Genomic DNA, 23,992 nt, shown 5'->3' with positions numbered 1-23,992 from the left:
GAACCGACCGGATGGCGCAGCGCCCGCGCCTTCGTGGCACCCGACTGCCGACCTCGGCAGGCAGGACGTTGCGCTTGACGACCCTGGACAGCGACCGCCGCGGCCTCACGATGGTCCGGTCATAGGGTGGCCCTGTGACGAAGATGGCGGAACAGACGGATACCGGCCGGCTCATCTATGGGTGCATGGGGCTGGGCGGCAGCTGGGGCGACGAGCCCTACACCGCGCAGGACATCGCGGTCGCGGAAGCCGCCGTGGAAGCCGCCCTGGACAGTGGCATCAACACGTTCGACCACGCGGACATCTACCGGAGCGGCAAGGCCGAAGCGGTGTTCGGCGGGGACTGCCTACCTACCGCAGGAGGGGATGGTCAGTTGGCGGGGGCGAGCACGATGCGTTGGCCGAAGGTGGTGGGGATGCTCCACGCCTGCTCGACCTGGGCGAGGGGGAGGGCGAGGGGGTTGACGGCTATGGTGCCGGAGGCGATCTCGGCGGCGAGGGAGGGCAGTTCGGCGAGGATTCCCGCGGTGGTGAGCGAGCCCTGGCCGCTCCCCATGATCTGCAGGTTCGCCGCGCGCAGTAGGTAGGAGGGCAGGGTGATGTCCGCTCCGGCCATGGAGCCGATCTGGATCCAGGCCAGTGGCTTGCTGCGCTCGGTGCGGGCGGTGAGCAACGCGGGCAGGGCATGTTCGGCGGCCGGACCCCATAGATAGTCGATGACGACGTCCGCGTCGCCGTCGGCCCGGCCGAGGCGGTCGGCGACCTGCTGAGGGTTGCCCAGCAGGGAGACGGTCTCGTCCGCGCCCAGGCCGCGCAGGAGAGCAAGGCGCTCAGGATCGCGGCCGGCGGCCACGACGTGGGTGGCGCCGAGGTGCTGGGCAATCTGGACGGCGAGCTGCCCGGCGTGGCCGGTCGCGCCCAGGACCAGGACGGTGGCACCGGGCTGGAGAGTGACGCGGCGGCGCAGTGCGACCCAGGACGACATGGCGGGGTTCATCGCGGCGGCCACCATGACCCCCAGCCACACCCCGGACCCGGCGGACGACCAGTGGTCCGGCAGGCCGCAGGACACCGTGGACGCTCTGGTCCAGCTGTCGTTCCTGGTGCAGGGTGCCCTCACGCGCATCGCGTCCGATCACGACCTCTCCCTCATTCAGGTCCGCCTCCTCGGCATCCTGCGCGACCGCCGATTTGGCATGCTCGAACTCGCCCGCCACCCTGGGCCTGGACAAGTCCTCCATGACCGGCCTGGTCACCCGCGCCGAGAAACGCGGTCTGGTCCAGCGCCTGCCCTCGCCCGACGACGGCCGCGCCGTCCTGGTCAGCCGCACCGCGCCCGGCCGGCAACTCACCGACCAGTGCACCGCCGAGATGGACCACCAACTCGCCGCGCTGACCGTGTCATTGACCGTCACCGAGCACACCCAGATCCGCACCCTGGCCGCAAAACTCCTGAACGCCGCCCCGAGCGGTGAGGCGGCTCAGTGAACGCCGACGCTCCATGGTCATCGAGGCGCGGAGGAGGAGGCCTGGGAGGTAGCTTCCGCGATTTCGACGGGTTTGGGGTCAGGCATTGTGCACCCGGGTCCGCTGAGTGGAACAGACGTCGACAGACCGCCCCTGGCGTTTGACGCTGTTACCTGTGGTCCGGCACCACCCGGGAAACGGGAGGCGGCCTGGCTGCTGGTGTTCCGCGGCACACGGCGGCGGAACGTGGTCCCGGGCTCGCCCGGGGACGGGGGAAATGACATGCGTAAGCGATTCCTGTTCGCGGTGCTGGCAGCCACGGCCGCCACCGGACTGGTGACGTCCGGTGCCGCCTCCGCCCGCACCGACACCGCCTCGGCCGGACCGCGTGTCGTCGATGTGACGTCGGTGGCGCAGATCCCGACGGCGCGGAGCGGCGTTGCCGACGCGGTGCAGCCTCACCTGGTCTTCCGGCTGACCATGACCAACAACAAGGGCGGCCAGTGCCTGGACGGGGACGCCACCCAGATTCCGGCCAACGGGGCCAGGGTGCAACTGTGGGCCTGCAACGGCCGGAGCAATCAGACCTGGCTCTGGACGCCCGCAGTCGGGCGGCCGGCCGGCTTCTACACCATCCAGAACGCCGACCGTAACCAGTGTCTGGACGGGGACGTCACCCAGATCCCGGCCAACGGGGCCAGGGTGCAACTCTGGGCCTGCAACGGCTTCACCAACCAGATCTGGGCCTGGCACGGCTCCACGCTGACCAACGTCAACGGTGGTCAGTGTCTGGACGGGGACGCCACGCAGATCCCGGCGAACGGGGCCAGGGTGCAACTGTGGGCCTGCAACGGCTTCACCAACCAGGCTTGGACAACTCACTAGGCCCGGCCGAGCCCGGCCTGACGCAACCGGATCCTGGGCCGCCGTCGGACGCGTGCCGTCCGCCTCGCCCAGGGCCCGCTGGCATCGCCTCAGTGATCGCCCAGGCTCATCGACGGTCCTGGCACGCGGGCCACAAAGCGAGCAGCATCACCGCGGCGGTCAGGGCGAACGCCGCCGGGTACCCGGTGTGTGCGGCGATCGCGCCGTAGCCGACGGCGCCGACTCCCATCCCGGCGTCGTAGGCGAAGTTCCACAGCGCGCTCACGGTGCCGTAGCCGGACTCGGGCACCCGTGCGTACATCAACGTGAGCGTGGCGTTCTGCGCGATGCCGAACCCGATACCGAACAGCGTCACTCCGGCCAGCACCGCCACCGGGCTGCCGGTCAGCGCGGTGACGAGCAGTCCGACCGCCGAGAGGAGCAGGCCTGGCAGGACCAGCCCGGCGGCCCCGCGACGGTCCCCGATCCGTCCGGTGAACCACCGCGCCACCGTGGCTGCGGCCGGCTGGATGAACAGCACCGCGGTGACCAGTCCGGACATCGACGTCGGTACGGCCAGCGGCAGGAAGGTGACGATGATGCCGGCCCCCAGCGCGGTCGTCGCGAACACGACGGCGGGCCGTGCCAGGGCGCCTGTGCGCAGGCCCGCGACCACTCCGACCGCATGGTCGGCAGAGGGCTGTCGTCCTGGCGGCCCCGGCACCACCACGGCGGAGGCGAGCGCCACCAGTCCGCCGGCCACGCAGACCGGGGTGAAACCGACGCTGTCGGCCAGCCAGACGCCCAGCGGCAGGGCCACCAGCGACGGCACCCCCGACACGATCCCGGCCAGCGCCAGCCCTTCGCCGCGGCGCTCGGCCGGGATCAGGGCCGCGGTCAGCGCGCCACCTGCGACCACCGTCAGCGCGAAGCCCAGCCCGCGCACGAAGCAGACCGCCACGATCCAGCCGAAGCTGTCGGAGGCGGTCAATACCAGCGCAGGCGCGCCCAGCAGCACCAGCCCCAGCATCAATGCCACCCGGTAGCCGAACCGCGCGACGAGACGCGGAGTGGCCAGTTCACCGCAGACGGTGGCCAGCATCAGAGCCCCGGTAGCGAGGCCCGCGTCGCCGCCGGACGCCTGGGCGTAGAGCGGGACGACGGACAGCAGCAGGAAGAAGCTCGCCGACGCACCGATCATGGTCACGAAGCGCAGCAGCAGCGGCCGGGTCACCAGCGGTGGCCGGGCGGCGGGGGTCCGTACGGGTGTGGTGGTGGTCATGCCGTCAACGCTAGGATCCCACCGGATCGCCGGTAAGCTCCATTTCCATGCCGCTGGAGTGGTCCGGTTTGTCGCCGGAACTGTTGCTCATCGTCGACCGGGAAAGCGCTGAGGGCCTGCGCTCCCAACTGGAGCGTCAGATCAGGGACGCCATTCGCACCGGGCGCCTGAGCGTCGGTGAGCGCCTGCCGTCCTCCCGGGAGCTCTCTGCCCGGTTGGGCCTGTCCCGCGGCCTGGTCCAGGACTGCTATGCCCAGCTCCAGGCCGAGGGCTACCTCGTGACCCGCGTCGGCGCGGCCACCACCGTCGCGGCCGGCGCCTGCCCAACGCCCGTCCCCAGGCCGCCGCAGCCCGCTGCACCCCGGTTGCTCGCCGACTTCCGCTCCGGCGTTCCGGACCTGTCGTCCTTCCCCCTGAGCGACTGGCTGTGGGCGGTGCGCGAGGCGGGCCGTGCGATGCCCACCGACGCCCTGGACTACGGTGACCCGCGCGGCCCCTCACAGCCGCGCGAGGTGCTGGCCGGATATCTGCGTCGGGTCCGCGCCGCGGCTGCGGAACCTGAGCACATGGTGATCTGCTCCGGCTACGCCCAAGGGTTCGCCCTCGCCCTGCGCACCCTGGCCGCCACCGGCCTGCACACCCTGGCCTACGAGGACCCGGGCTCGCCCGCGCTGACCTCCGCCGCCGCGTCGCACGCGGGCCTGACCTCCGTGCCCGTACCCGTCGACGAGTACGGCATCGATGTCCGGGCGCTCGAAGCGACCGGCGCCCGCGCGGTACTGGTCACACCCGCTCACCAGTGGCCGACCGGCGTCGTCATGGCCGCCGAGCGGCGCCTGGCCCTGATCGACTGGGCCGAACGGCACAACGCCTTCGTCATCGAGGACGACTACGACGCCGAATTCCGCTACGACCGCGAGCCGGTGGGCGCGCTCCAGGGCCTGGCCGCGGACCGGGTCATCTCCATCGGCACCGTCAGCAAGTCCCTCGCGCCCGCCATGCGCATCGGCTGGGTGCTGTGCCCGCCCGCGCTGACCGCAGGCATCGCGGCGAACAAGCAGCTCGCCGACCGGGGTTCCCCCGCCCTGGACCAATTCGCCCTGGCCCGACTCGTGGAGTCCGGGCGCTACGACCGGCACCTGCGCCGCATGCGGGGCACGTACGCGGCCCGCCGTGCGGCGCTGGTGACCGCGCTCGCCGAGCACGCGCCCGGCGCACAACTGACCGGACTCGCAGCCGGCTTCCACGCCGTCCTCCACCTCGGTACCGGCGGCGATGAGGAGATCCTCATCGCCGCGGCCCGGACCCGCCGGGTGGGCCTGTACGGCATGAGCGCCCACCATGCCTCACCGACGACTTCGCCACCCCGACTCGTCCTGGGCTTCGGCAACGTCAACGAGCGGGCCATCACGGAAGGGATCGCCGCCGTCGGCGACCTGCTGCCCTGACCACTGGCGGGGACTGGAAGCGGGGCGTCAGCCACCGCGCCAGTCCCCGACCCTACTGAAGTACGGCACCTGAAAGCCGACTGCGGTCCGTGAGGAGTTGACCGCCCGCCTGGACCGTCATGGCCCGGACCAGGACCGGGGCGGCCACGTACCTGTCCTTGGTGGCCGCCCCCAGCGGTCACCAGGGCGGATCAGTAGCAGTTGCGGATCGAATAGACCGGAGACCAGTCGTAGCCGGCGGGAGTGGCGCTGATGGGAGCGCTCGCCAGCAGGTTGCCGCTCTGGCCGTAGAACGTTGCGGTGGCACGGCTACCGGTCTGCTGGTTCCAGTAGGACCCGTTGCCGTCCCAGCTCGACACCGAGTAGGTGGCGCACGGGTCGAAACGGAACACCTCCCAGCTTCCTGTCGAGTAGTCCCACACCGCGGTGCAGAAGTTTCCGCTCGAGCACGGGACGCCGGTGGTGCCTGCCGGATAGTGCTGGGACGGAGCGTACGGCGACACCGACGGCGAGGCTGCCGCCACGGCCCGCGGGCCCGCGTCGAGAGGGGCGGCGGGCATGACCATGGTCCGACCGCTGCCGGAGGTCTCCGGGACCTGGGCGACGGCCGTGGTGGTGAGGCCTGTGATCAGCAGGACCGCCGTGGCGGCCGCACCGAGAAGCGAACGTATACGCATGTGATGGAACTCCTCTTGTGTATCGCTGTGTTGCCCTCAGGAGCAGCTTGGGGCGGCCGGTGGGTGGAGCGGGTGTCGCTTTGGCTCCAGTCAAAGCGTCGGCCCTGCGGAGCGCGCGGACGGAGCCCTGCCCGCGCGACAGTTGATGCCGCAATCGACCGCGTGACGTTCTCTGTGGTCGGCCTTGTCGAACTTCGGTGACCGGCCACCCTTGGGGCCAGGTCGCAGCCGCTACGGACCCGATCCAGGGGGAGTGGTGCAGCATTGCGTGGTTCGCCGAGCCGAGCTGGAGGCCCGGATGATCGTGACCTCTTCGGGGTGAGCCGCGCTGGGGATCAAGCGGCGGCGGGCGGCTGGGGCCACGCCGCGCGCGGAAGATCACGGGCAGAAGCTGAGCGCTTGCGGTCAGGTCCGCGGTCAGAAGGTGCGTGCCTGCCGGTGGGTTTGCGGCCTGTTACCCGTGTGACGGGCAGGTCCCGGGGCGGGTTGTTCGCGTCATGTCGGGAAAGGAGCCTGCGGCCCGTGCCGCACATACGTTTCACTGAAGTCCTGAGCTCGATCTGTCCCGCGGCCCGGAGTGGGGGATGACCATGACGGACGCCGCCCAGCGACGGCTGTACGAGGTCTTCGGGCAGGTGGCGCGCCCGGAGCGGATCGAGGTCTGCCCGCACTGTTCCGACGCGGACCTGGGCTGTTCCCTGCTGAAAGAACCCGTCTCCGCCATCGCGGCGGCCGACCTGGCCGGCTACGCAGCCAAGGCCATCACCACCTGGGGCGGGGCCGGAGACCTGCGCTATCTGCTGCCCCGGATGCTGGAGTGCGTGGTTGCCGGCGCCGCGGATTTCCCCGACCCCGAGATCGTCCTCGGCAAGCTCGCGCTGGCCGACTGGCACCACTGGCCTGCCGAGGAAGCCCGGGCGATCGATGACTTCCTCCACGCGTGGTGGGAGACGACCCTCGAGCAGTACCCGGCCCCTCAGCCCGTCGGCACTGTTCTGTGCAGCATTGCGGCAGCCGGAATCGATCTGGATCCCTACCTCCGGGCGTGGAGCCCACTGGACGGCGATGACTCCATCAGGCATCTGTACGACTTCCTGGCCACCGATGTCGACTGGTCACCGGATCCGCAGCTGACCAACGCCTTCTGGAACGGCGAAAGTGTGGCCTACCGTCAGGTGCTCACATGGATCGGCGGCGGCCCGGCCACGCGCGCGGTGGAGGCGGCTTTCGAGCGGGCGACCAGCGAACCCGTTCTGGAGCTGCTGGACACCATTCACGACTGGATTTCTCCCCTCGAACGCGATCGGCCCGCCGTCCCAGGGACACTCTCCGAACGAGAGACGATGGAATACTTGGCGCGGACTGGCGCCAAGTCGCGATGGGCACACAACAAGCGCTTGGCCAAGGCACGATCCGACGCGTGTGATCGCGGCAAGGAGCCCTTCGACCTCGCGGTGCTGGAGACGCTGTGCGACACCTCCCGGGAGGGCCGGATGGATGCGGTCGACGTACGTCACGAGAGGTTCGAATGGAAGTACTACACCCAATTTCCCGACGTCATGACCCTGCGGGACTTCGCCCGCAAGGTGGACGAGCTCAACAGATGGTCCTGACGCGCCGATGACCGACTGGGAGCAGCACCGGCTGGAGCTGTTGCGGGCGTTCAAGAACGGCCCGCAGGACATCGAGGCGAACCGTGCCGGCCGACTCGGCAGCGGACAGGGCCGCCGGATGCGCCGCGGGATCGTCCTGAACCTGATGCTCAGCGTCGTGCTCGTCGCGACGTTCGTGGCCATCGTCTATTTCGCCGCGTCGCGTCCGCTGCGGGCGATTCAGTGGATCCTCATCGTGCTGATCATCGCCGCCGGTCTCGCGCTGGGCGTCGTCGCCGCACGGAACCTGCTCAGGGCCGTGCGCTCCGGCGTCGTGGAATGCCTTGAGGGGCCGGTACGCGTCGCGACACGGGGCCGCTCCGGTTGGTGGATCACTGTGCAGGAGCGGTCGTTCCACATTCCGGTCGCCTTCTGGCATGTCGGCGCGGGCGTCACCTACCGCGTGTATGTCGCTGCCGGGGCCCAGCTCATCGTGGCGATGGAACCGGCGGAAGAATCCGTGGCCGGCACCGCTGTGGGCACTGCGGCGGAGCCGGATGAGGGGGAGGACCTGGTGGCGGTCGACTGCCAGACACTGCGCGCCTGGGCGCAGGGACTGTGCATGGTGGCGGCCGTGGACAGCGCGACGGTGCTGACCGCGATCGGGCTCCATGGCGAGCTGGTCGAGACGATCGGAGAGCCCGCGCTGGAGCCCGCACCGGCGGGCACGTCGCGCGTCACGGCGGGCGACTGGTACGACGGGCTGTTCGCCGTGAGGATCACGCCCGCCGCGCCCACGGTGTCCCGTCGCGATTTGGACGCCGAATTCGGCACCGGATCCGAGCTGGTGCGCATCCACTGGGACAGCGCCTACCACGTCATCTATTGGGTGACCGTGGCGGGCGCTCCGTTCAGGTGTGACATCACAGCGTCCTTCACGGGACCGCCGATTCCCGCGAATCCCGCCGTCGAGATCGCACTGCGCCGCCAACGCGTCCAACTGATCGCGTCCGAATGAGACCGGCGTGTTGGCCTGGCAGTTGGATGGTGGGTCGGCCGGGTCCGCGGCGTGTCTGTTGATCTTGTGCCTGATGACTTGTGGGGGCGGACAGCTCCGCCGCTACGTGCTCGTTCGCCGCGGCGGGGAGCCGGAACTCCGTGGTGCCCACGGCAGCTACTGCGCCTACTGCGTGTATCCCGACACCTGGCCGCCGCCGGCAGTGGCCAGGCTGGGTGCCCGCGCGGATCCCCGCGAACGGCCCGGTCCCTACCGTGAGACGCATCGCAGCTCCCAGTGAGGGCTGTACGCAGGACACAGGAGGGGACATGCGAAAGCAGAGAGCGGCCGGTCTTGTTCTGGCCGGCCTGATCGCAACCGCGGCCGGAATGGCTCCGGGGGGAGCCGCCCAGGCGGCCGGTGCGGTCAAGAGCGACGCCAGGACCCCTGGGCCGAGCAGTATCGGGGCGGCGTTCGCGCTCAAGAACAAGGTCACTGACAACTGCCTGGACGCGAGGCAGTCGAAGGAGCCCGGTTCGGTGTACCAGTGGGACTGCGACTCACACGATCCCAACCAGAACTGGCTCATGGAACAGGTGACTTCGGCGCCGGGCTGGTTCTCGCTGCGCAACCTCAACAGCAATCTATGTCTGGATCTGTATGCCGGCAACGATGACGAGGTGGTGAACGGGACGACGATCCAGCAGTATTTCTGCTACCCCGACTCCATCGGCTCCGAGCGGTGGCAGGTCATCGTCTCGCCCAACGAACCTCGCGCTGTGATCGTGGCCAATCAGGTGAAGGGCAAGTGCCTCGACACCCGCGGCAAGGGCGGGAACCGGACACAGATCGTCGTGTGGGACTGCAACGGCTCCAAGAGCCAGAAATGGACCCAGGAGTAGGACCGCAGGGCGCTGACCTCGGCCTTTTCTGACGGCCCGCCGGCCTGCCCGGCGGGCCGCTCGGCCTTGTGCGCCGGCGTAGCGGCGAGGCGGTCGACAACCTGTTCGGAGCGGCACGGGGTCGGGGTACGATTCGCCCATGCCACGCCAAGCGGGCAATCTGGGGGCGCCTCCCGGCGGCGGAGGCGGGCAGGAGATCCGGTTCTGTCGCGCGCCGGACGGGGTCCGGCTCGCCTATGCGATTCACGGGCAGGGCCCGCCGCTGGTCATCGACTCGTGCTGGCTGAGCCACTTACAGTTCGACTGGCAGAGCCCCGTCTGGCGCCACTTCCTCAAGGACCTCGGCGCGCTCTTCACCGTCATCCGGTTCGACGAACGCGGTTACGGTCTGTCCGACTGGGAGATCGAGGACTATTCGCTCGAGGCACGCGTCGCCGACCTGGAGGCCGTGGTCGAGGCGGCCGGCCTCGACCGCTTCGCCCTGGTCGGGATGTCGCAGGGTGGCCCCGTCGCGATCACGTACACCGCCGGGCGTCCCGATCGGGTGACCCGGTTGATCCTGGCCGGTACGTGGGCGTCCGCCGCGCGGACACCGGAGGACGTGGAGCTTCTCGAGACGCTCGTGAGCATGATCCGAGTGGGCTGGGCCAGGCCGGATTCCCTGTTCCGCCGGGTGTTCACCAACATGCTGATCCCCGGGGCGTCCGAGGAGCAGATGCGCTGGGTCGACGCGCTGCAGCGGATGTCCACCTCGACGGAGAACGCGGCCGCACTGTGCGCGGAGCGTCAGAAGGTCGACGTCAACGATCTGCTTCCCGCGGTCGCTGTACCCACGCTGGTTCTTCATTCGCGCGACGACGCGATGGCCGGCTTCGACGAGGCCCGGATCATCGCGTCGTCGATTCCTGGCGCAAGGTTGGTACCGCTGGAGAGCCGCAATCATATTCTGCTGGCTGACGAGCCGGCCTGGCACGTCTTCTTACAGGAGGTAGCCGCCTTCGCCGAGCCCGATCGAGAGGCTGTGCCGGCCACGGTGTCTCCGGCTCCGCTGCCCGATCTGACCGAGCGCGAGTTCGAGGTCCTCCGGCTGGCAGCGGCAGGGCTGGACAACTCCGGGATCGCCGGGTCCCTGGCGCTGAGCGTCCGTACCGTCGAACGGCACCTGTCCAACGCCTATCTCAAACTCGGCGTCAGCGGCAGGGCGGGGCGGACGGCTGCCGTCGCGGATCTGGTTCGCCGCGGCCTGGCGTGAACGCTGCAGCACGGGCAGGGCATTCGCGGGAGCTGTCCTACGTGCATACCGGCCCCCCGCCGGTGCGGGCACGGACGACGGTGCGTGCCAGCTCGGATGCCCACTGAACGGCCCAGCTCCTACCGTGCGAAGCAGAAAGCTGCCAGCTACGGGCCAGAGGGAAGGTGGATCATGTCAATGCATGTGATCGAAGCCAGCAAGGAGCGCTTTCGGGCAGAGCCGAGCGCGGCGCAGTCAACTCCGGCTGTGACGGCGTCGCTGGCCAACGGGCATGCACGCCTCTCAGCGGGGCCCTTCAACTGGGACGCCGATCTGCCACCCGCGGTCGGCGGAAGAAACCTCTCACCCAGTCCCACCGCCTACCTTCTTGGCGCGCTCGCAGGGTGCGCCGTGGTCTTCGTACACGACACGCTCGCGCCCGAGCTCGGTCTTCAGCTCGACGAGGTGAGCGCCGTTGCCCGTTGTAGCGTGGATGCGCGAGGACTGCTGGGGATGGCTGGTGCCCTCCCGGATCTGGGTGACGTCACGATCGAGATCCATGTTGTCTCACCCGAGCCTGCGGACAGGTTGCAGGGGCTCTTCGAGATCTGGCAGGAGCGCTGCCCGGTCTATCTGGCGCTCGTCAAACCAGTACCGGTACAGGCAACGTTCAGCACGGCGACGAGTGGCTGACGCCCCGTTAGTTCACCTGAGTTCTGATGAGGTTGCCTGGGCGTTGGCGAGCGGATGGCGGGATACGGAGATCCCGTACGGTTCGCACGGCATCGCCGTCGTCACCGGCCTCAACCGCGAGGGCGGGGCATCGCAGGACCGGGACGCTGTGCGGATCGCGCTGCCGCTGCTGATCCATTTCACGATCATGTGGTTCGAGACCTTCGCCCACTGACGTTCAACTCGTACGCCGTCCCTTTCAGCAGACCGATCCCCGGTGTGCCCGGCGGACTGCCGACCGATGCGCGCGGCACGGTGAAGATCTCCCACTACTCGGCGCAGCGGGACATCACCTACACCGCGGAAGGCGCGGTCGACTGCCTGGTGACCGCGCCCGGCAGCGCGAGCCTGACGGCGGTTATCACCAAGGTGAGTGCCGGAGGTCCGGACTGGGTGGGGAGGCGGTTGGGGTTGAGCGTTTATGACGGCGGCGTGGACAAGCCCGGGAAGGCATCGCGGGACCGGGTGGGTTTCTCCTGGGACGATGGGGTGAACTGGACCACTGGCGCTGTCGAGCACATGGATTCAGTGGGGTCCTGCATGGCACCTGCCGCCTTCGCCCCCGTCACGAAGGGTGGGGTCCGAGTCCGGCACGCGGATCTGCCGCTCTGGCCGGTGGGCTGAACCACGTGAACTGCCGCAGGTGCGGCCCGCCTGGCGGGTACCGGGGGTTCGGGCCCGCCGCAGGGTCGGTGAGGGGCCGGTGCTGGGTTGATGGGCCCGACCGCGGGCGCGATCGGTGGGTAGGTTGAGACGCGATGTCGTGGATTTGAGAGTGGGTGCGTTTGATGCCGATGCCGCTGAAGCCGGACGATGTGTTCAGTCGCGCGTTTGAGGACGCGGGCGCGTACTACGCCGCTGCGGCGCTTGAGCAGCAGGCGACCTATACGCGGTATCAGCCCCCCGGCGGGGCATGGTCGCTGAGCTACGACACGAGCATGCTGCGGATCGGCGAGGTGACCGTGCACCAGTCGCCGCTGGGCTCCTTGGGCCATGACGGCAGTTGGCTGTGGGCGTGGGGCAACGAGCGCACGCATCCGCCGGGGGCGTCACGGCTGGGCCTGGCTGTGTGGTTGCGGGATTTCGGGGAGCGCAACGGCATCTACGAGTTCGTCGAACCGCGGCTCGAGCTGGCCGCGTTTGCGGACCCGTTGGCGGCGGCGGAGCGGCTGGCGACAGTCGCCCTCGGTGCGTTGCGCACGCGCGGATTCGCGAGTTGCCTGTTGGACAACGGCGCGCGGGCGTTCGTGGTCGTGGACGACGCGGATGTGCCCGAAGCCGGGTTCGACCGGCGGGTGGTGACCGGGATGTTCGATGCGGCCGTTCGGCAGTTTCCGTATGACCCGCGGCAGACTGTGACCGGGTATCTCGCACGGCACGGTTTCACGGTCCGTGAGGCCGTGGCGGACGGGTCCTTGCATGCGGAGGGGCAGGACGGAATGACCGTGGCTGTGCGGTTCACCGAGGAGGGGTTGTTGGCGGCGGTCTCGGTGGGGAGGCTGCCGGCGGGCTGAAGGGTGTGTGGTTGTCAGCGACGCACCACGACGCGCCGTGCGTCAGGACGCGTACACCCGCTGGTCCCTGATCAGCGACGCTCCAGTTGAATCAGCGCAGCGGCCGATGGTTGAGGGGGCTCATACTGTTGCCATGAGCGACAGCCTTCCGGACGACTGGTCTCCAGCAGACAACCCGTACGCGATCGTGGCGTCGGAGGCGGGCTGGCTGAAGGCCACTGTCGTCCTGACTGTCCAGCGCATGCACAGCGATGACCAGCCGACCGGCTGGTTCAGCTCTCGCCAGATCGACGCACGCACGCTGATCGTCGCGCTGCGCCAGTTGCTCGGGGTGGCGGAGCTCGAACAGATCGCCCTGAAGGGTCTCGGAATGAGTCCGGACGTCGTCGATGCCCTTGAACAGGCCCAACAGCGTTATGAGGCCGCCTTGTCCGACATCAGGCACGTCCGTGACAGGCTGACCCCCTTCGAGGACTGGGCACACCGTAAGGGCGGCGGAGCACAGGCCGCAGCCCGCAAGGTCGGCGCGCCGCGTGACGTGGCCCGCGACCTCTGGAGCTTTCGGTACGAAGCAGCAACCGACACCGTCACGACGGGGCCGTTCACCGTCCCGGTCAGCGCGGCGATACCGGCCGCCACCGAACTCTGCGTCGCGATCCACACCGCGGCACGCGCAGTCGACGTGAAGAGCGCGGCGGAGGTCCTCAGCCGGACGATCCGGGCGATCACCGGCGCGGGGATCCCCTGCGATGGTCCGAAGGGACCGGTCGTGGTCTCCCCGGACGACGACACACGGACCTACGTGTTCTTCAACCTCAGCACCATCCCGGAGATCGAGCGCGCGGAACTCGCGGCGCGGGTGCTCGCAGCGCTCGCAGGTGCCGGCCTGCAGCTCAGGCCACGGGGCTTCCCGCAGGCCCGCGACGCACAGGAGCACCTCGTCGTCGGCGAGGCCCTGCTGGTGGGGTGGGCCTGATCTGGTACTCAGCGAAGCCGGGCCAGGCTGGACCGTGCGGCAGGGAAGCCGGGTAGCCCTGTGGGACGCCGTCGAGCACAAGCTCACCGCAGCCCCTGCTCCCCGCTTGCACGGGGAGGACCTGGTCATCTCCGTGACCACTATGGGACGAGCAGCGTTCGCGGGATCCGGACCCATGGCCCAGGATCGATATGGCACCACAGTCAGATGATGTTCCGGCACCTCACCACATCGTGGAATCCGCGGAGGCGAAGCATGGGCACGGTCACGACACCTGACGGCATCGAGATCTTCTTCAAGGACTGGGGTACCGGGCAGCCCATCGTCTTCAGTCACGGTTGGCCGTTGTCAGCGGACGACTGGGACGCTCAGATGCTGTTCTTCCTGGGGCGAGGCTATCGGGTCATCGCCCATGACCGCCGTGGGCACGGACGCTCCACCCAGAGCGGTGACGGCCACGACATGGACCACTACGCCGACGACCTCGCCGCCGTGACCGCGCACCTCGATCTGCATGACGCTGTGCATGTCGGGCACTCCACCGGCGGGGGTGAGGTCGCGCACTACATCGCCCGGCACGGCGAGAGCCGGGTCGCCAAGGCGGTGCTGATCAGCGCGGTGCCCCCGCTGATGGTGCGGACCGACGCCAATCCCGGCGGACTGCCCAAGAGCGTCTTCGACGACCTGCAGGCTCAGCTGGCCGCCAACCGTTCGGAGTTCTACCGGGCGCTGCCGTCGGGGCCCTTCTACGGCTTCAACCGGCCCGGTGCGGAGCCCTCGGAGGCGATCATCGCGAATTGGTGGCGCCAGGGAATGATGGGTGGCGCGAAGGCACATTACGACGGCATCGTCGCCTTCTCCCAGACCGACTTCACCGAGGACCTGAAGAAGATCACGGTTCCGGTCCTCGTGATGCACGGCGATGACGACCAGATCGTCCCTTACGCCGACTCCGGGCCACTGTCCGCGAAGCTCGTGCAGAACGGCACCCTGAAGACGTACCCCGGATTCCCCCACGGAATGCCCACCACCCAGGCCGAGACCATCAACGCCGACCTGCTGGCCTTCCTGCAGTCCTGACCGCCGTGCCGCTGGTGGTGTCCGCCGAGCGCTCGGCGGACACCACCAGCGGCACGATCGGATGAGTGGGAGTTGCTGCCGGCTTGTCTGCGGTGATGCTCGGCCGCGGAACGTGGTGCCAAGCCGCTGTTCTCCCGGTCGATGGGCCGTTTGGCTCAGGCGGGAGGCGGTGGAGTGCGGGGAGCTTTGAGGGCGAAGTGGTTCAGCACGGTGGAGGCGACCATGAGGATCAGTGAGAAGGCCAGAACAGCCATCACCGGGATGTTCACCCCCAGGCCGAAGTGCAGGGGGTAGATGCTCAGCATGGCGGCTCCGAGGAGCTGTGCCCATCCCCAGGGTTTCGGCCGCAGGACCCGGTGCCGCGCCCAGGGGACCCATATACGGCCGGTGGTGAGAGCGGCGATGCCGCAGCCGCATTCCAGGAGCGTCACCACGCCGAGCAGAACCCAAAGAGCCACGCGCATACCGGTCCTTCCCCGACCCTGAACCGACGTGCACGTCGGGGCATGATCATGCCAGGTTCCCGGGCGCCGAGGGTGGCCGGCCCTGCGGTCGGAGATGGCGCGCTGCCGGGGTGGATGATGTGTGTCGTGACGTCAGGGATGGTTCGCCCGCGGTGGCGGGTTGCGATGCGTAGTGGTGGGTTCTTCCTCGTGGGCGGTGCTCTGGGCATGCTGGCGTATGGGTTGGTCGCGCACCGGCCTGTCGGGGCACTGTCCTGGGGCGGGTTGTTGTTCGGGGTGGTGGTGGCAGCGACTGTCGCCGCACTGTTTCCCGGCCGTGGCCGTGCCCGGCGCTGAGCCAGGTGCCCAGGTGGGCGCGCCGCCGGGTTGGTGCTGGGTGTGGGGGAGCACGTCCGAAGGTGTGGCTGGGTGCCGGGTCGATGGTCAGGATCTATGCGACACCAAAGGTATTAATAGTAACAGTTGGTGACATTATGCTTTCTTCTCTCTAGTCTCTCGTCCGGCATCGAGTGAAGGGACTTGAGCATGAGACAACGGCTATCGGCGATCACTGCGGCCGGTGTGGCCGCGGTGATCGCGCTGGGCTGTGGCACCGTTGCCACCGCCACCACCGCGAGCACGAACCCGGATGGCGGCAAGGCAGCGAAGGGCCTGTGTGCCCCGGGCGTACCGATCGGCCCGGAGGGCGAGAAGTTCTACGATCCGCCGTCGCCGCTGCCCAAGGGCAACCACGGCGACCTGATCTGGGCCCGCCGCGTCGATGCCCCCAAGGGTGCGAGCGCCTGCCGGATCCTGTACCGCTCGACCCTCCAGACCGGTAAGCCCGTGGCCGTCTCGGGCATCGTGGCCTGGCCCGATGCCCCCGCGTCGCGCGCCGGCCGCAACGTCGTGGCCTGGGCCCACGGGACCGTGGGCGGACCGCGGCAGTGCGCGCCGTCCGCGGTGCCGAACCCGGCCACCGACCTGGTGGGCTACTACACCTACGACAGCCCCTGGGGCATCGACGTCGGCGTGCCGGCCCTGACGCAGTTCCTGCGCTCCGGTGACGTCGTGGTCGGCACCGACTACCAGGGCCTGGGTACCCCCGGCGTGCACCAGTACACCGTCGCCGTCACCGAGACGAACAACGTCCTGGACTCCGTCCGGGCGGCCCGCCAGATCACCGCCACCCACGCGAACCGCAAGGCGGCCGTCCTGGGCTGGTCGCAGGGCGGCGGCGCGGCGGCGTTCATCGCCCAGAACTACCGCGCGTACACCCCCGAGACCCAGATGGTCGGCATCGCGGCCCTGGCACCCGCGGCCAACCTGGGACCTGACTTCCGCGGCCTGGTGCTCCCCGGCCCGACCGACGCCACCTCCGCCTCCCACAACGCGGCTCTGCGCACCAACGTCTACCGGGGCTTCCTGGCGGCTTACCCCGAGCTGAATGCCACGGACGTGCTGAAGCCGGCCGGTCTGCAAGCGCTGGGCGGTGACGCTGTGGCGTGCATCGAGCACTTCGCGGACGTGATCCAGAACAACGTCGGCAACGTCGGCCAGCTCGACACCCTGTTCCAGCCGCTGACGGTGGTGCCGGAGGTCTGGCACCAGCGCTTCAGAGAGAACACCGCGGGCCTGGTCGCCTCGGTGGCACCGATCCTGGTGATGCAGGGGACGGCGGACACCGTCATCAACCCGAACTCGACCGACGAGTACGTGAAGCGGGCCTGCAGCTTCGACAAGCCGGTCGAGTACACGAAGTACCAGGGGGCGACGCACCAGACGATCCCCAACGTCGCGGAGCCGGAGTACCTGGCCTGGATCGCGGACCGCTTCGCGGGCCGTCCCGCTCCGTCCAACTGCGCCTGACACCAAGCGACGTAACGACGAAGGCTCCCGGCCGGTGGATCACACCGGCCGGGAGCCTTCGTACGTCAAGGGCGAGTGCCCGGGGTCAGCGACCCCCGCACACCGGTGCGGAGACGGCCAGGAGACCGGCCGATGCGAGAGTTGGGACGGCCTGCAACGTATGCGCGGCGTCGGCCGCGGGCCGCCAAGCCACTGCCACCCGCGCTGACCACCAGATCGTCATCGGCCGTACCGGCGTTCTCGGACGGCCGCCACGACCTTGGCAACCCGGGCGTCGAAGGCGTCAAGGTCTGCCGTCTCGGCCGCGTTGGCGACGAACGCACGTCGGTCACAGAGGACGCCTGCCCGCCAAATCCGTTCGATGGCTCGGGTCGCGGTGATGTCGGTCAACGGGTCGCCGGATACGAGCATCAGGTCCGCGCGCTGACCGGGTGCGGCGTGCCCGCGGTCGGCGAGGTTGAACACTCGTGCCGGAGCGGCGGTCGCGGCGTTCAGCGCCTGAGCGGGCGTCATGCCGCAGCGGCCGAGCAGTTCCAGCTCCCGGTGCAGACTTGCCCCAAACACGGTTCCCGGGTTCGGGGCGTCGGTGCCGGCCAGGATCGTGACGCCCGCGTCGACCAGGCGGCGGACATTCTCCTCAGCACGGGAGTAGGGCGGCATTCCCTGCCCACGCGAGCTCGATGCGCCAGAGGTCAGCCGCCGCGCCTGTGCGTCCCCAAGTGCCTCGGCGAGTCGCGGGTCTCCGACGACAGCGGCGCCACCCGGTTCGCCCAGGACGTTCTCGATGGTGGCCAGCGTCGGGACGACCGCGATTCCGGCCTCTGCGATCCGCTCGGCCAGGGCTCTGTCCAGTTCGCCGTCCACGGGCACATGCGCAACGACGTCGATGCCCGCGGACACGACCTCGCCCACCCCGGCCACGGAGTGGATGTGCGCGACGACCACGCGTCCGCGCTCCGGCAGCACCCGGCCTGGAGGCGCATCCGGTGGTCCGGCCGGGTGCCGGTCAGCTGGTGGCGCGGAGCAGGGTGACGTGGTCACCGCCTCCGGCGGCGCCGCCGTACTGGTTGACGAGCCGGGGGGCGGCACCGGGTGCGGGGGTGCGGTCCTGTCCGGTGCGGGCATCGAGGGCCACATCGGTGGCCTGGGCAGTAGTGCCGTAGACGGTGCCGTGCCAGGCGCCGGTGGCGTCGTGGAGCACGCGGGTGCCGGAGGCCCCGGTGCGGGGGATCTTCCACAGTTGGCGGGTGGTGGCGGTGTCGTACCCGGCGATCCAGCCGCCTTCGGTATTGGACGCGGTGCATACGGTGACCGACCGCTGGTCGTAGACGCAGGAGCCGGCACTGGTGAAGTAGGCGTCGGAGCCGGGAAGGGCGGCGCGCTTGCCGCCGGCGAGGGTCAGGAGGAATTCGGGTTCCCGCTCGTCATGGTCGTTGGCCCGCGCGACCAGCACCCGGCCGGGCCCGAAGGCGGACATCTGCGCCTCTTCCCCGCCGCCGAAGCCGTCCCAGGACCAGCGCTGGGTACCGGTGGAGCTGTCACGGGCACTGACGCCCAGGTCTGTCGCGCCCGCCCAGGTTCCGCTCGCGGAAGCGAACCCGACGGCGGTTTGGTCCTCGACGTGCGCGGCGGCGAAGTTCTTCTGCTTCCAGCGGACCGTGCGTTCGCTGATCCCGATTCCGTAGGTGATCGGGACACCTCCCGCCCGCACGACGACCACCACGGTGCCGGTGTCAGCTCCGGCTACTTCCGCGGTGGGCGCGCCGGCACCCGAGCTGCGGAATCCGTCGGGCAGGTCGGTGTCGGCCAGTGGCCAGGTGGCCGACCAGGTGGTGCGGGCGGTCGACGCGTCCAGGGCCAGTACCTCGACGGCCAGCGTGCTCGTCTGGGTTCCGGTGACGGGTGGCAGGGTGATGAAGGCGCCGACAGCGGCGGTGGCCGACCCGATACGGATCAGGGAGGGGGCTCCGGTGGCTCGCCCGGTTCCCTGTTGGGTTTGGGGCTGCTCGTTCTTCGGCCGGATGTGGCCGGCGTCCGCCCCGTCATTGATCCTGACCGCGTCCAGGGCGTCCGGTGCGAGGGAGTACGCGTAGGGGCCGGCCAGCATGATGTTCCCGATGCCCCGCTCACTGAGGGAGTTGCGCGTGACCTCCTCGAAGGTCCGGGGCGGATCGAAGACCGCGGCCTGCGGTTGCGCCGTGGTGGTGTGGGTGGCGGGCCGGGAGGTTGCCGGGGCCGGGGACGGCTTACCGCCGTCGCTGCTGCTACCGCATCCGGACAGTCCCAGCAGGCAGCAGACAACGCCGGGAAGCACCAGGGCGCGTAGGGCCCTTCGCGCCGGTGACAAGGATGCTGCGGCCATTGCTGCCTCCGTGAGTGGACGGTGGTGGCCCGGCAGGCAGCCCGACAGGCCGTGATCGTGGTGGTGTCCGGGCGATCGGTGCTGCGAGCCGTTGGCAAAGAAGCCATCAACACCCTCGACGGCTACTACGGCGACCGCGTCACCGACCACCAGGAGCCGCAGCCAGCACCGGACTTGCACAAAGACAAGGCATTCCCGGGTCAGTAACCGGTGGCCGGGGTGGCTCTGGCGCTGCTTGAATGCGGCGGGCCGGTCAGGGGCCGGTGACGCGACACCTTGGGGGCCATCCATGTCTGATTCGGCGGATCTTGTGTGTTTCCGTTGCAAGCTCGTGCTCACGATCGGGATGTTCTGGCGAAGTGCTGAGCCGCGTCGGCTCTTCCTCCCCGGGAGGTTGTGTCAGGACGACATCCCCATCACCCAGGCAGTGTGGAAGTTTCTCGCTGAACATGTCTACCACCCCGTCGAGTTGCTGGGGGAGGGCGACGAGGACCGGTGGATTACGATCAACCGGGACTTCACCAGCATCGACGACGACGCCGTGGGGAACCCCACGCTCGCCCAGTACATCGGGCACTGGCCGGGCCGCGCCCTGGCCCAGCATCCACGGCCGATGGCCGAGGCCGTCGCGCTGGCCGTGCTCCCACAGGGTTCGCGCGCGCTACGGCAGCAGAGCCTCGCCCCGGCCGATATCGGCGTGGTCCGGGCGCTGTACCGGTCGACCCGCTGGCCCGAGGACCCCAGCGACGAGGTGGACGACGCCGCCCTCACCGAGCGACTGGCGAAGCTGCGAACGGGCCTGGACGCACTGCGAGACGCCGCGCGCAGCGGCGTCCCCGACCTTGCGCGGCCAATGGAGGAGTGCGTACGGATCCTCGCCCCGGCCCACGAATTCACGCACGCAATCCTGAACCAGGACCGGGACGCATACGCGCCTCCCGCCCTGTTCGACGCCGAAAGGGCGCTCGGCCTGATCCACGACTGGGCCTGGAGCGTCGGCCCGGACGAGTAGCCACTACGCGACGACCTGGGGCAACAGTGCGGCGGCCGACCCCGTGAACAGCTCTGGGCTGCGGGCCGCCCATCGATTTCGTCCCTTGCGGACGAACAGTCTGTGGAACCGGTACACGAGGGCTGGGTCAGTGCCAGGAAGGACTGCAGTAGAGGATCACGTCGGTCATGTCCCACAGGCAGGCTCGCGTTTTGAAGGGCGGACCGTCGAAGATCGCGTCGGACCATCTGAGCTCATTGGTGACGACGCTCAGCCGACCGTCCCAATGGGTGCCGCCATCCCAAGTGCGGTCCATGTAGACCTCGTAGTAGTGCTGGGAGATTCCCTGGGTGAAGGCCCACTCGTGGTGGTCGGAGCCCAGTGCCGTGCCGAGTTTGAACCAGCCCGGACCCGCCGTCCATGCCTTGCACCAGTACAGGCCCGCGTCGCCGCAGCCGGAGGCGAGGCCGCTTCGCTCCTTCGCGATGATCGGGTTGGCCCAGGAGCCTGGCTTCGCCTTCGGGTTGTACGTGATGCGGCTCCCGGGACGGGGCGCGGAAGTGTTCGGCGGCGCGGATGTCGGCGCGGATGCCACGGTGCTGACAGGGCTCTTGCTGACGGGATTCGCCGGTGTAGTGGCGCTCGCTGTCCCGACGAGGGAACCGAGTGCCAGCGACGCGGTAGCGACGGACATGAGAGTTCTGCGCCATGCCTTCATGCTCACCTGTGCTTTCGTCGTGGCCCCGGCCGCGTTCGGTGCCGGGGCGGTTGGCCTGCCCCGGACGGAGAATGTTGAGGGGCGCTGTCAGGTGTTTCGCTTCTCTCCAGTGTTTCCCGGCGTGCCGCGGCCGTCATTGGCCGCCTGCGCAGGAAGCGTTGACCGTCTGCGCAGGCCGGACTCCGGACGCCGACGGGCGGCACGGGTCCGACTCGTCGGCGGCTCGGGGTCAGCTTCCACCGCTGCCAACGGCCGGATCCTGGAGATCCGCGCGGCGCGCGGCGTTGGCGCGCAGCGTGGTATTGCGATGTTCTCCGGGTGTCAGGCCGTACGCCGTACGGAATGCGCGGCTGAACGCCGCCGCGTCGACGAAGCCCCATCTCGCCGCGACGGCGCGCACGGGCAGGAAGCGGAGGGCGGGTGCGACAAGGTCGGCGTGGCACCGTTCGAGCCGTCGCCGCCGAATACTTGCGGACACCGTCTCCGGCCGACTGCGGAAGAGGTGGTGCAGGAGCCGCACGGAGATGTTGTGCCGCGCGGCCACGGCGCCCAGGCTGAGTTGTGGGTCGGCGAGGTTGTCGTCGATGAAGGTGTCGATGGCGGAGAGCAGGAGCTGGTGCCGCGTCTCCACGGGGAGCCGCTCCTGTGCGCCGATCCGCTCGGCCAGAAAGCCCGTCGCCAGGTCAATGCCTATCGCTCCGAGGCGTTTGCTGCTCGACTCGTCCAGGGCGGATGCCTCCTGGACGACGGATTGCAGGTACTGGGCGAGAACCCGGCCCATCCCTGACGCTGCGGGCATCCTGCGGGCGAACAGCTCTCCGACCCTTCTCTGCGGGAGGGGGACGAGTGCTTGGGGCAGGTGCAGGATCAGAGCGCGAGACACGCCGCCCTCGGGGCTCCCCATGGCATGACCGCTGTAGGGGCGGGACGAGGTCCACATCGCGAAGTCACCCGCAGACAGGTGCGTTTCGCCACGATCCTGGGTGACGCGCATCGCGCCCTCCAGGATCAGCGTGAGTTCGAGAGTCTGCGGGTCGGAGCGCCGGACGAGTTGCGCGGGCCGTTGCGACTTCAGCGGGGAGAACGTCATCGTGGTCACTTGGGCAGCGCCGAGCGTCAGGAATCCGGCGTGACCGGCGAAGTCCGGACCGCAGTCGCTGCTGATCCGCGTCGGCGCCACGCCCTGTCCCACGACCTCACGCCACCATTCGAACCTGTGCTCCGGTGGCAGACCGGCCGTGTCAATCTCCGCATAGGCCATGTCGTCCTCGTCTCGGTGATCGTCCCTGCCGCATCAGCTTGCGACCACGCGGGAATGGCACCACGGCCACAGTGGCTCCTTGGCCGAACTCGCTCCCCTTTTCGGCCGGATGGGATCACGGAGCCATCCCGGTGCCGCGCCCACCGGCGGTTGCGGTCGAACACGACGAACGGACCCCGCCTTCTCGCCGCCGCCTGAAAACCGTCGGCCACCTCTGACGCCGCCGCCGAAATCGCGCCGGCCGAGACTGGTTGAGGCAGTTCAGGCCCGCGGTTGAGATGGTCGTTCTTCACCCAGCGTCGGGTGATGTTCGACTTCTTGCCCGATGTGCAGGTGACGGGACAGCAACCTGCGTAGGCGCTGAGGCCGCGGGCATCGGCAGGGTCTGTCCCTGGCAAGTCGCGCTGCCATCCCGGAGGAAAATGACCGACCGCTCGGTGATCCCTGCGGCACAATCACCGGATGACCGGCAACCGGATCACCTATCGCACCGCGGACGGCGTCCGCATACCCGGCACTTGGCGACACGCCTTCATCTGCAACGGCGGGACCTACTTCCTCACTGACCTGTTCATCTACGCCGACGGGCTCATCGACTGCTGGGGCCTGGTCACCGTCGAGGAGTTCCAGGACAAGCTCCGGAGCGGCTGGGTGGCCACCGGCATCCCCGACGGTGCCGAGGCATCCGCGCACGATCTGGGCGGGTGGAAGATCAGCCAGCCACGCACCTGGCTCACTCCCGAACTGGTGGTTGCCGAAGTAGGGGACACCATCGACCAGCTGAACGGGCGTCCGGACTCGACTGGCCGTTGCCTCGCCGCTGTCGACACCTTCCTTGCCGACCGAACAGAGGAGAACCGGGCCGGAGCCCGCGCCGCGTTCCTGTCCATCCCGGTGTCGTTGCGCCGCTACGCGCTGGGTGACATGGACTTGAAGGACTGGCCGCTGCGGGTCCTGGTGGCCGGCCCCGGCGGTGAGACCTATATCCCGCTCGATCAGCCGATCACACAGGAGGACTACGACTCAGCCGTCGCCTACTTCGAGGACCGGGCCCGGTGGATCGCCGAACGGCCCACGCGAGTCCCTGCGGACGGACCGGTAGCTTCGCACGCTCCGGCACTGAAGCTCTACCACTCGTATCCGAACAAACCGGTGGCCGACCCGGGGAGGCAGGCCCTTCGCAACGACTACCCTGCCTCGATCGTCGTAGGGGAGATCAGTTACCCCTCCGTCGCCCATGCCTATTGGGCTCTGTCAGTCGCCCAACCCGAAGCCCGAGCCATGATCGTGACGGCGGACACCTTCTCCACAGCTCGCAAGCTCGCGACCGCGGCACCGCGCCGAGAGGGTTGGGAGCAAGCACGGACCGCCGTCATGACCAGCCTGCTGCGCGCCAAGTACGACCAGCATCCCGACCTTGCCGAGATCCTCCTGGCAACGGACGACACAACCGTGATCTACGACGACGCGGACTCGGCATTCTGGGGCGACAACGCCGGCCAGGGCCGCAACTGGACGGGCCGCCTCCTCGAACTCGTCCGCTCCGAACTGCATGCGCGGCGGACCGGAATCTCGGGACTGTGACC

At 69.2% G+C, this 23,992-nt stretch carries 25 protein-coding genes and 1 pseudogene; 18 read left to right on the top strand and 8 right to left on the bottom strand.

Going from position 1 to position 23,992, the window contains the following annotated elements:
• Nucleotides 1–143: 143 nt before the first annotated feature.
• Nucleotides 144–326, top strand: a pseudogene (locus tag C8250_RS44405) (aldo/keto reductase); the annotation flags it as partial.
• A 44-nt stretch (nucleotides 327–370) separates the two neighbouring features.
• Here C8250_RS44405 and C8250_RS01260 read toward each other — a convergent pair.
• Nucleotides 371–1,120, bottom strand: a complete 750-nt coding sequence (locus tag C8250_RS01260) for a zinc-binding dehydrogenase (protein ID WP_244808935.1) — start codon at nucleotides 1,118–1,120, stop codon at nucleotides 371–373.
• A gap of 71 nt (nucleotides 1,121–1,191) precedes the next feature.
• Here C8250_RS01260 and C8250_RS43195 point away from each other — a divergent pair, with 71 nt between their 5' ends.
• Together C8250_RS43195 and C8250_RS01250 are read left to right on the top strand one after the other, a co-directional pair.
• Complete coding sequence (locus C8250_RS43195; RefSeq protein WP_232485488.1) at nucleotides 1,192–1,488, top strand: MarR family transcriptional regulator; 297 nt, start codon at nucleotides 1,192–1,194, stop codon at nucleotides 1,486–1,488.
• A gap of 261 nt (nucleotides 1,489–1,749) precedes the next feature.
• Nucleotides 1,750–2,352 carry an RICIN domain-containing protein gene (locus tag C8250_RS01250; RefSeq protein WP_138351686.1) on the top strand — a complete coding sequence of 201 codons (603 nt, stop codon included), beginning with the start codon at nucleotides 1,750–1,752 and terminating at the stop codon, nucleotides 2,350–2,352.
• Between the two features lie 106 nt (nucleotides 2,353–2,458).
• Here C8250_RS01250 and C8250_RS01245 read toward each other — a convergent pair whose 3' ends face one another.
• A complete protein-coding gene (locus C8250_RS01245; RefSeq protein ID WP_138351685.1) occupies nucleotides 2,459–3,613 on the bottom strand; it encodes an MFS transporter in 1,155 nt (384 codons plus the stop codon).
• 47 nt (nucleotides 3,614–3,660) lie between these two features.
• Here C8250_RS01245 and C8250_RS01240 point away from each other — a divergent pair, with 47 nt between their 5' ends.
• A complete protein-coding gene (locus C8250_RS01240; RefSeq protein WP_138351684.1) occupies nucleotides 3,661–5,061 on the top strand; it encodes a PLP-dependent aminotransferase family protein in 1,401 nt (466 codons plus the stop codon).
• 191 nt (nucleotides 5,062–5,252) lie between these two features.
• Here the strand turns inward: C8250_RS01240 and C8250_RS01235 are convergent, their stop codons facing one another.
• A complete protein-coding gene (locus C8250_RS01235) occupies nucleotides 5,253–5,738 on the bottom strand; it encodes a hypothetical protein (protein ID WP_138351683.1) in 486 nt (161 codons plus the stop codon).
• 590 nt (nucleotides 5,739–6,328) lie between these two features.
• Between C8250_RS01235 and C8250_RS01230 the strand changes: the two genes are divergently transcribed.
• The 10 genes from C8250_RS01230 (at nucleotide 6,329) to C8250_RS01185 (ending at nucleotide 14,762) form a co-directional block, all read left to right on the top strand.
• Nucleotides 6,329–7,351: a hypothetical protein gene (locus tag C8250_RS01230; RefSeq protein ID WP_187144681.1), complete on the top strand. Its 1,023-nt coding sequence runs from the start codon at nucleotides 6,329–6,331 to the stop codon at nucleotides 7,349–7,351.
• A 7-nt stretch (nucleotides 7,352–7,358) separates the two neighbouring features.
• On the top strand, nucleotides 7,359–8,348 hold the full coding sequence (locus C8250_RS01225) for a mechanosensitive ion channel family protein (protein WP_138351681.1): 990 nt from the start codon (nucleotides 7,359–7,361) through the stop codon (nucleotides 8,346–8,348).
• A gap of 308 nt (nucleotides 8,349–8,656) precedes the next feature.
• Complete coding sequence (locus tag C8250_RS01220) at nucleotides 8,657–9,229, top strand: RICIN domain-containing protein (protein ID WP_138351680.1); 573 nt, start codon at nucleotides 8,657–8,659, stop codon at nucleotides 9,227–9,229.
• 139 nt (nucleotides 9,230–9,368) lie between these two features.
• Nucleotides 9,369–10,481 carry an alpha/beta fold hydrolase gene (locus tag C8250_RS01215; protein ID WP_138351679.1) on the top strand — a complete coding sequence of 371 codons (1,113 nt, stop codon included), beginning with the start codon at nucleotides 9,369–9,371 and terminating at the stop codon, nucleotides 10,479–10,481.
• Between the two features lie 177 nt (nucleotides 10,482–10,658).
• Entirely contained in the window at nucleotides 10,659–11,153 is a 495-nt protein-coding gene (locus C8250_RS01210) for an OsmC family protein (protein WP_138351678.1), read from the top strand.
• Nucleotides 11,154–11,196: 43 nt separating this feature from the next.
• On the top strand, nucleotides 11,197–11,367 hold the full coding sequence (locus tag C8250_RS01205) for a hypothetical protein (protein WP_164292174.1): 171 nt from the start codon (nucleotides 11,197–11,199) through the stop codon (nucleotides 11,365–11,367).
• Nucleotides 11,368–11,411: 44 nt separating this feature from the next.
• Nucleotides 11,412–11,816: a hypothetical protein gene (locus C8250_RS01200; protein WP_138351677.1), complete on the top strand. Its 405-nt coding sequence runs from the start codon at nucleotides 11,412–11,414 to the stop codon at nucleotides 11,814–11,816.
• A 164-nt stretch (nucleotides 11,817–11,980) separates the two neighbouring features.
• Nucleotides 11,981–12,706, top strand: coding sequence for a DUF6882 domain-containing protein (locus tag C8250_RS01195; RefSeq protein WP_138351676.1), 726 nt, complete (start codon nucleotides 11,981–11,983; stop codon nucleotides 12,704–12,706).
• A 133-nt stretch (nucleotides 12,707–12,839) separates the two neighbouring features.
• The gene (locus C8250_RS01190; RefSeq protein ID WP_244808934.1) at nucleotides 12,840–13,682 is read left to right on the top strand and encodes a hypothetical protein; all 843 of its coding nucleotides are present in this window, start codon (nucleotides 12,840–12,842) and stop codon (nucleotides 13,680–13,682) included.
• Between the two features lie 255 nt (nucleotides 13,683–13,937).
• On the top strand, nucleotides 13,938–14,762 hold the full coding sequence (locus C8250_RS01185; RefSeq protein WP_138351675.1) for an alpha/beta hydrolase: 825 nt from the start codon (nucleotides 13,938–13,940) through the stop codon (nucleotides 14,760–14,762).
• Nucleotides 14,763–14,917: 155 nt separating this feature from the next.
• Here the strand turns inward: C8250_RS01185 and C8250_RS01180 are convergent, their stop codons facing one another.
• Entirely contained in the window at nucleotides 14,918–15,220 is a 303-nt protein-coding gene (locus C8250_RS01180; RefSeq protein ID WP_138351674.1) for a hypothetical protein, read from the bottom strand.
• 531 nt (nucleotides 15,221–15,751) lie between these two features.
• Between C8250_RS01180 and C8250_RS01175 the strand changes: the two genes are divergently transcribed.
• Nucleotides 15,752–17,074, top strand: a complete 1,323-nt coding sequence (locus C8250_RS01175; protein WP_138351673.1) for a lipase family protein — start codon at nucleotides 15,752–15,754, stop codon at nucleotides 17,072–17,074.
• A 219-nt stretch (nucleotides 17,075–17,293) separates the two neighbouring features.
• On the opposite strand, the gene C8250_RS01170 is transcribed toward C8250_RS01175, so the two are convergent.
• Both C8250_RS01170 and C8250_RS42905 read right to left on the bottom strand, forming a co-directional pair.
• A complete protein-coding gene (locus tag C8250_RS01170; RefSeq protein ID WP_203218418.1) occupies nucleotides 17,294–18,019 on the bottom strand; it encodes an amidohydrolase family protein in 726 nt (241 codons plus the stop codon).
• Between the two features lie 61 nt (nucleotides 18,020–18,080).
• Complete coding sequence (locus C8250_RS42905) at nucleotides 18,081–19,436, bottom strand: hypothetical protein (protein ID WP_198358021.1); 1,356 nt, start codon at nucleotides 19,434–19,436, stop codon at nucleotides 18,081–18,083.
• A gap of 51 nt (nucleotides 19,437–19,487) precedes the next feature.
• Between C8250_RS42905 and C8250_RS01165 the strand changes: the two genes are divergently transcribed.
• Nucleotides 19,488–19,643: a hypothetical protein gene (locus C8250_RS01165; RefSeq protein WP_187144680.1), complete on the top strand. Its 156-nt coding sequence runs from the start codon at nucleotides 19,488–19,490 to the stop codon at nucleotides 19,641–19,643.
• Nucleotides 19,644–19,863: 220 nt separating this feature from the next.
• Entirely contained in the window at nucleotides 19,864–20,448 is a 585-nt protein-coding gene (locus C8250_RS01160; RefSeq protein WP_138351671.1) for a hypothetical protein, read from the top strand.
• Between the two features lie 127 nt (nucleotides 20,449–20,575).
• Here the strand turns inward: C8250_RS01160 and C8250_RS01155 are convergent, their stop codons facing one another.
• Complete coding sequence (locus C8250_RS01155) at nucleotides 20,576–21,121, bottom strand: hypothetical protein (RefSeq protein WP_138351670.1); 546 nt, start codon at nucleotides 21,119–21,121, stop codon at nucleotides 20,576–20,578.
• Between the two features lie 253 nt (nucleotides 21,122–21,374).
• On the bottom strand, nucleotides 21,375–22,337 hold the full coding sequence (locus C8250_RS01150; RefSeq protein ID WP_244808933.1) for a helix-turn-helix domain-containing protein: 963 nt from the start codon (nucleotides 22,335–22,337) through the stop codon (nucleotides 21,375–21,377).
• A 531-nt stretch (nucleotides 22,338–22,868) separates the two neighbouring features.
• Between C8250_RS01150 and C8250_RS01145 the strand changes: the two genes are divergently transcribed.
• Nucleotides 22,869–23,990: an NADAR family protein gene (locus C8250_RS01145; RefSeq protein WP_138351668.1), complete on the top strand. Its 1,122-nt coding sequence runs from the start codon at nucleotides 22,869–22,871 to the stop codon at nucleotides 23,988–23,990.
• The last annotated feature ends 2 nt before the right edge of the window (nucleotides 23,991–23,992 follow it).

The sequence above is a fragment of the Streptomyces sp. So13.3 genome (assembly GCF_005860785.2).
Lineage (GTDB): Bacteria > Actinomycetota > Actinomycetes > Streptomycetales > Streptomycetaceae > Actinacidiphila > Actinacidiphila fildesensis.
Note: the sequence above shows the minus strand (reverse complement) of the source record. Positions and strands in the feature narration are given on the sequence as shown.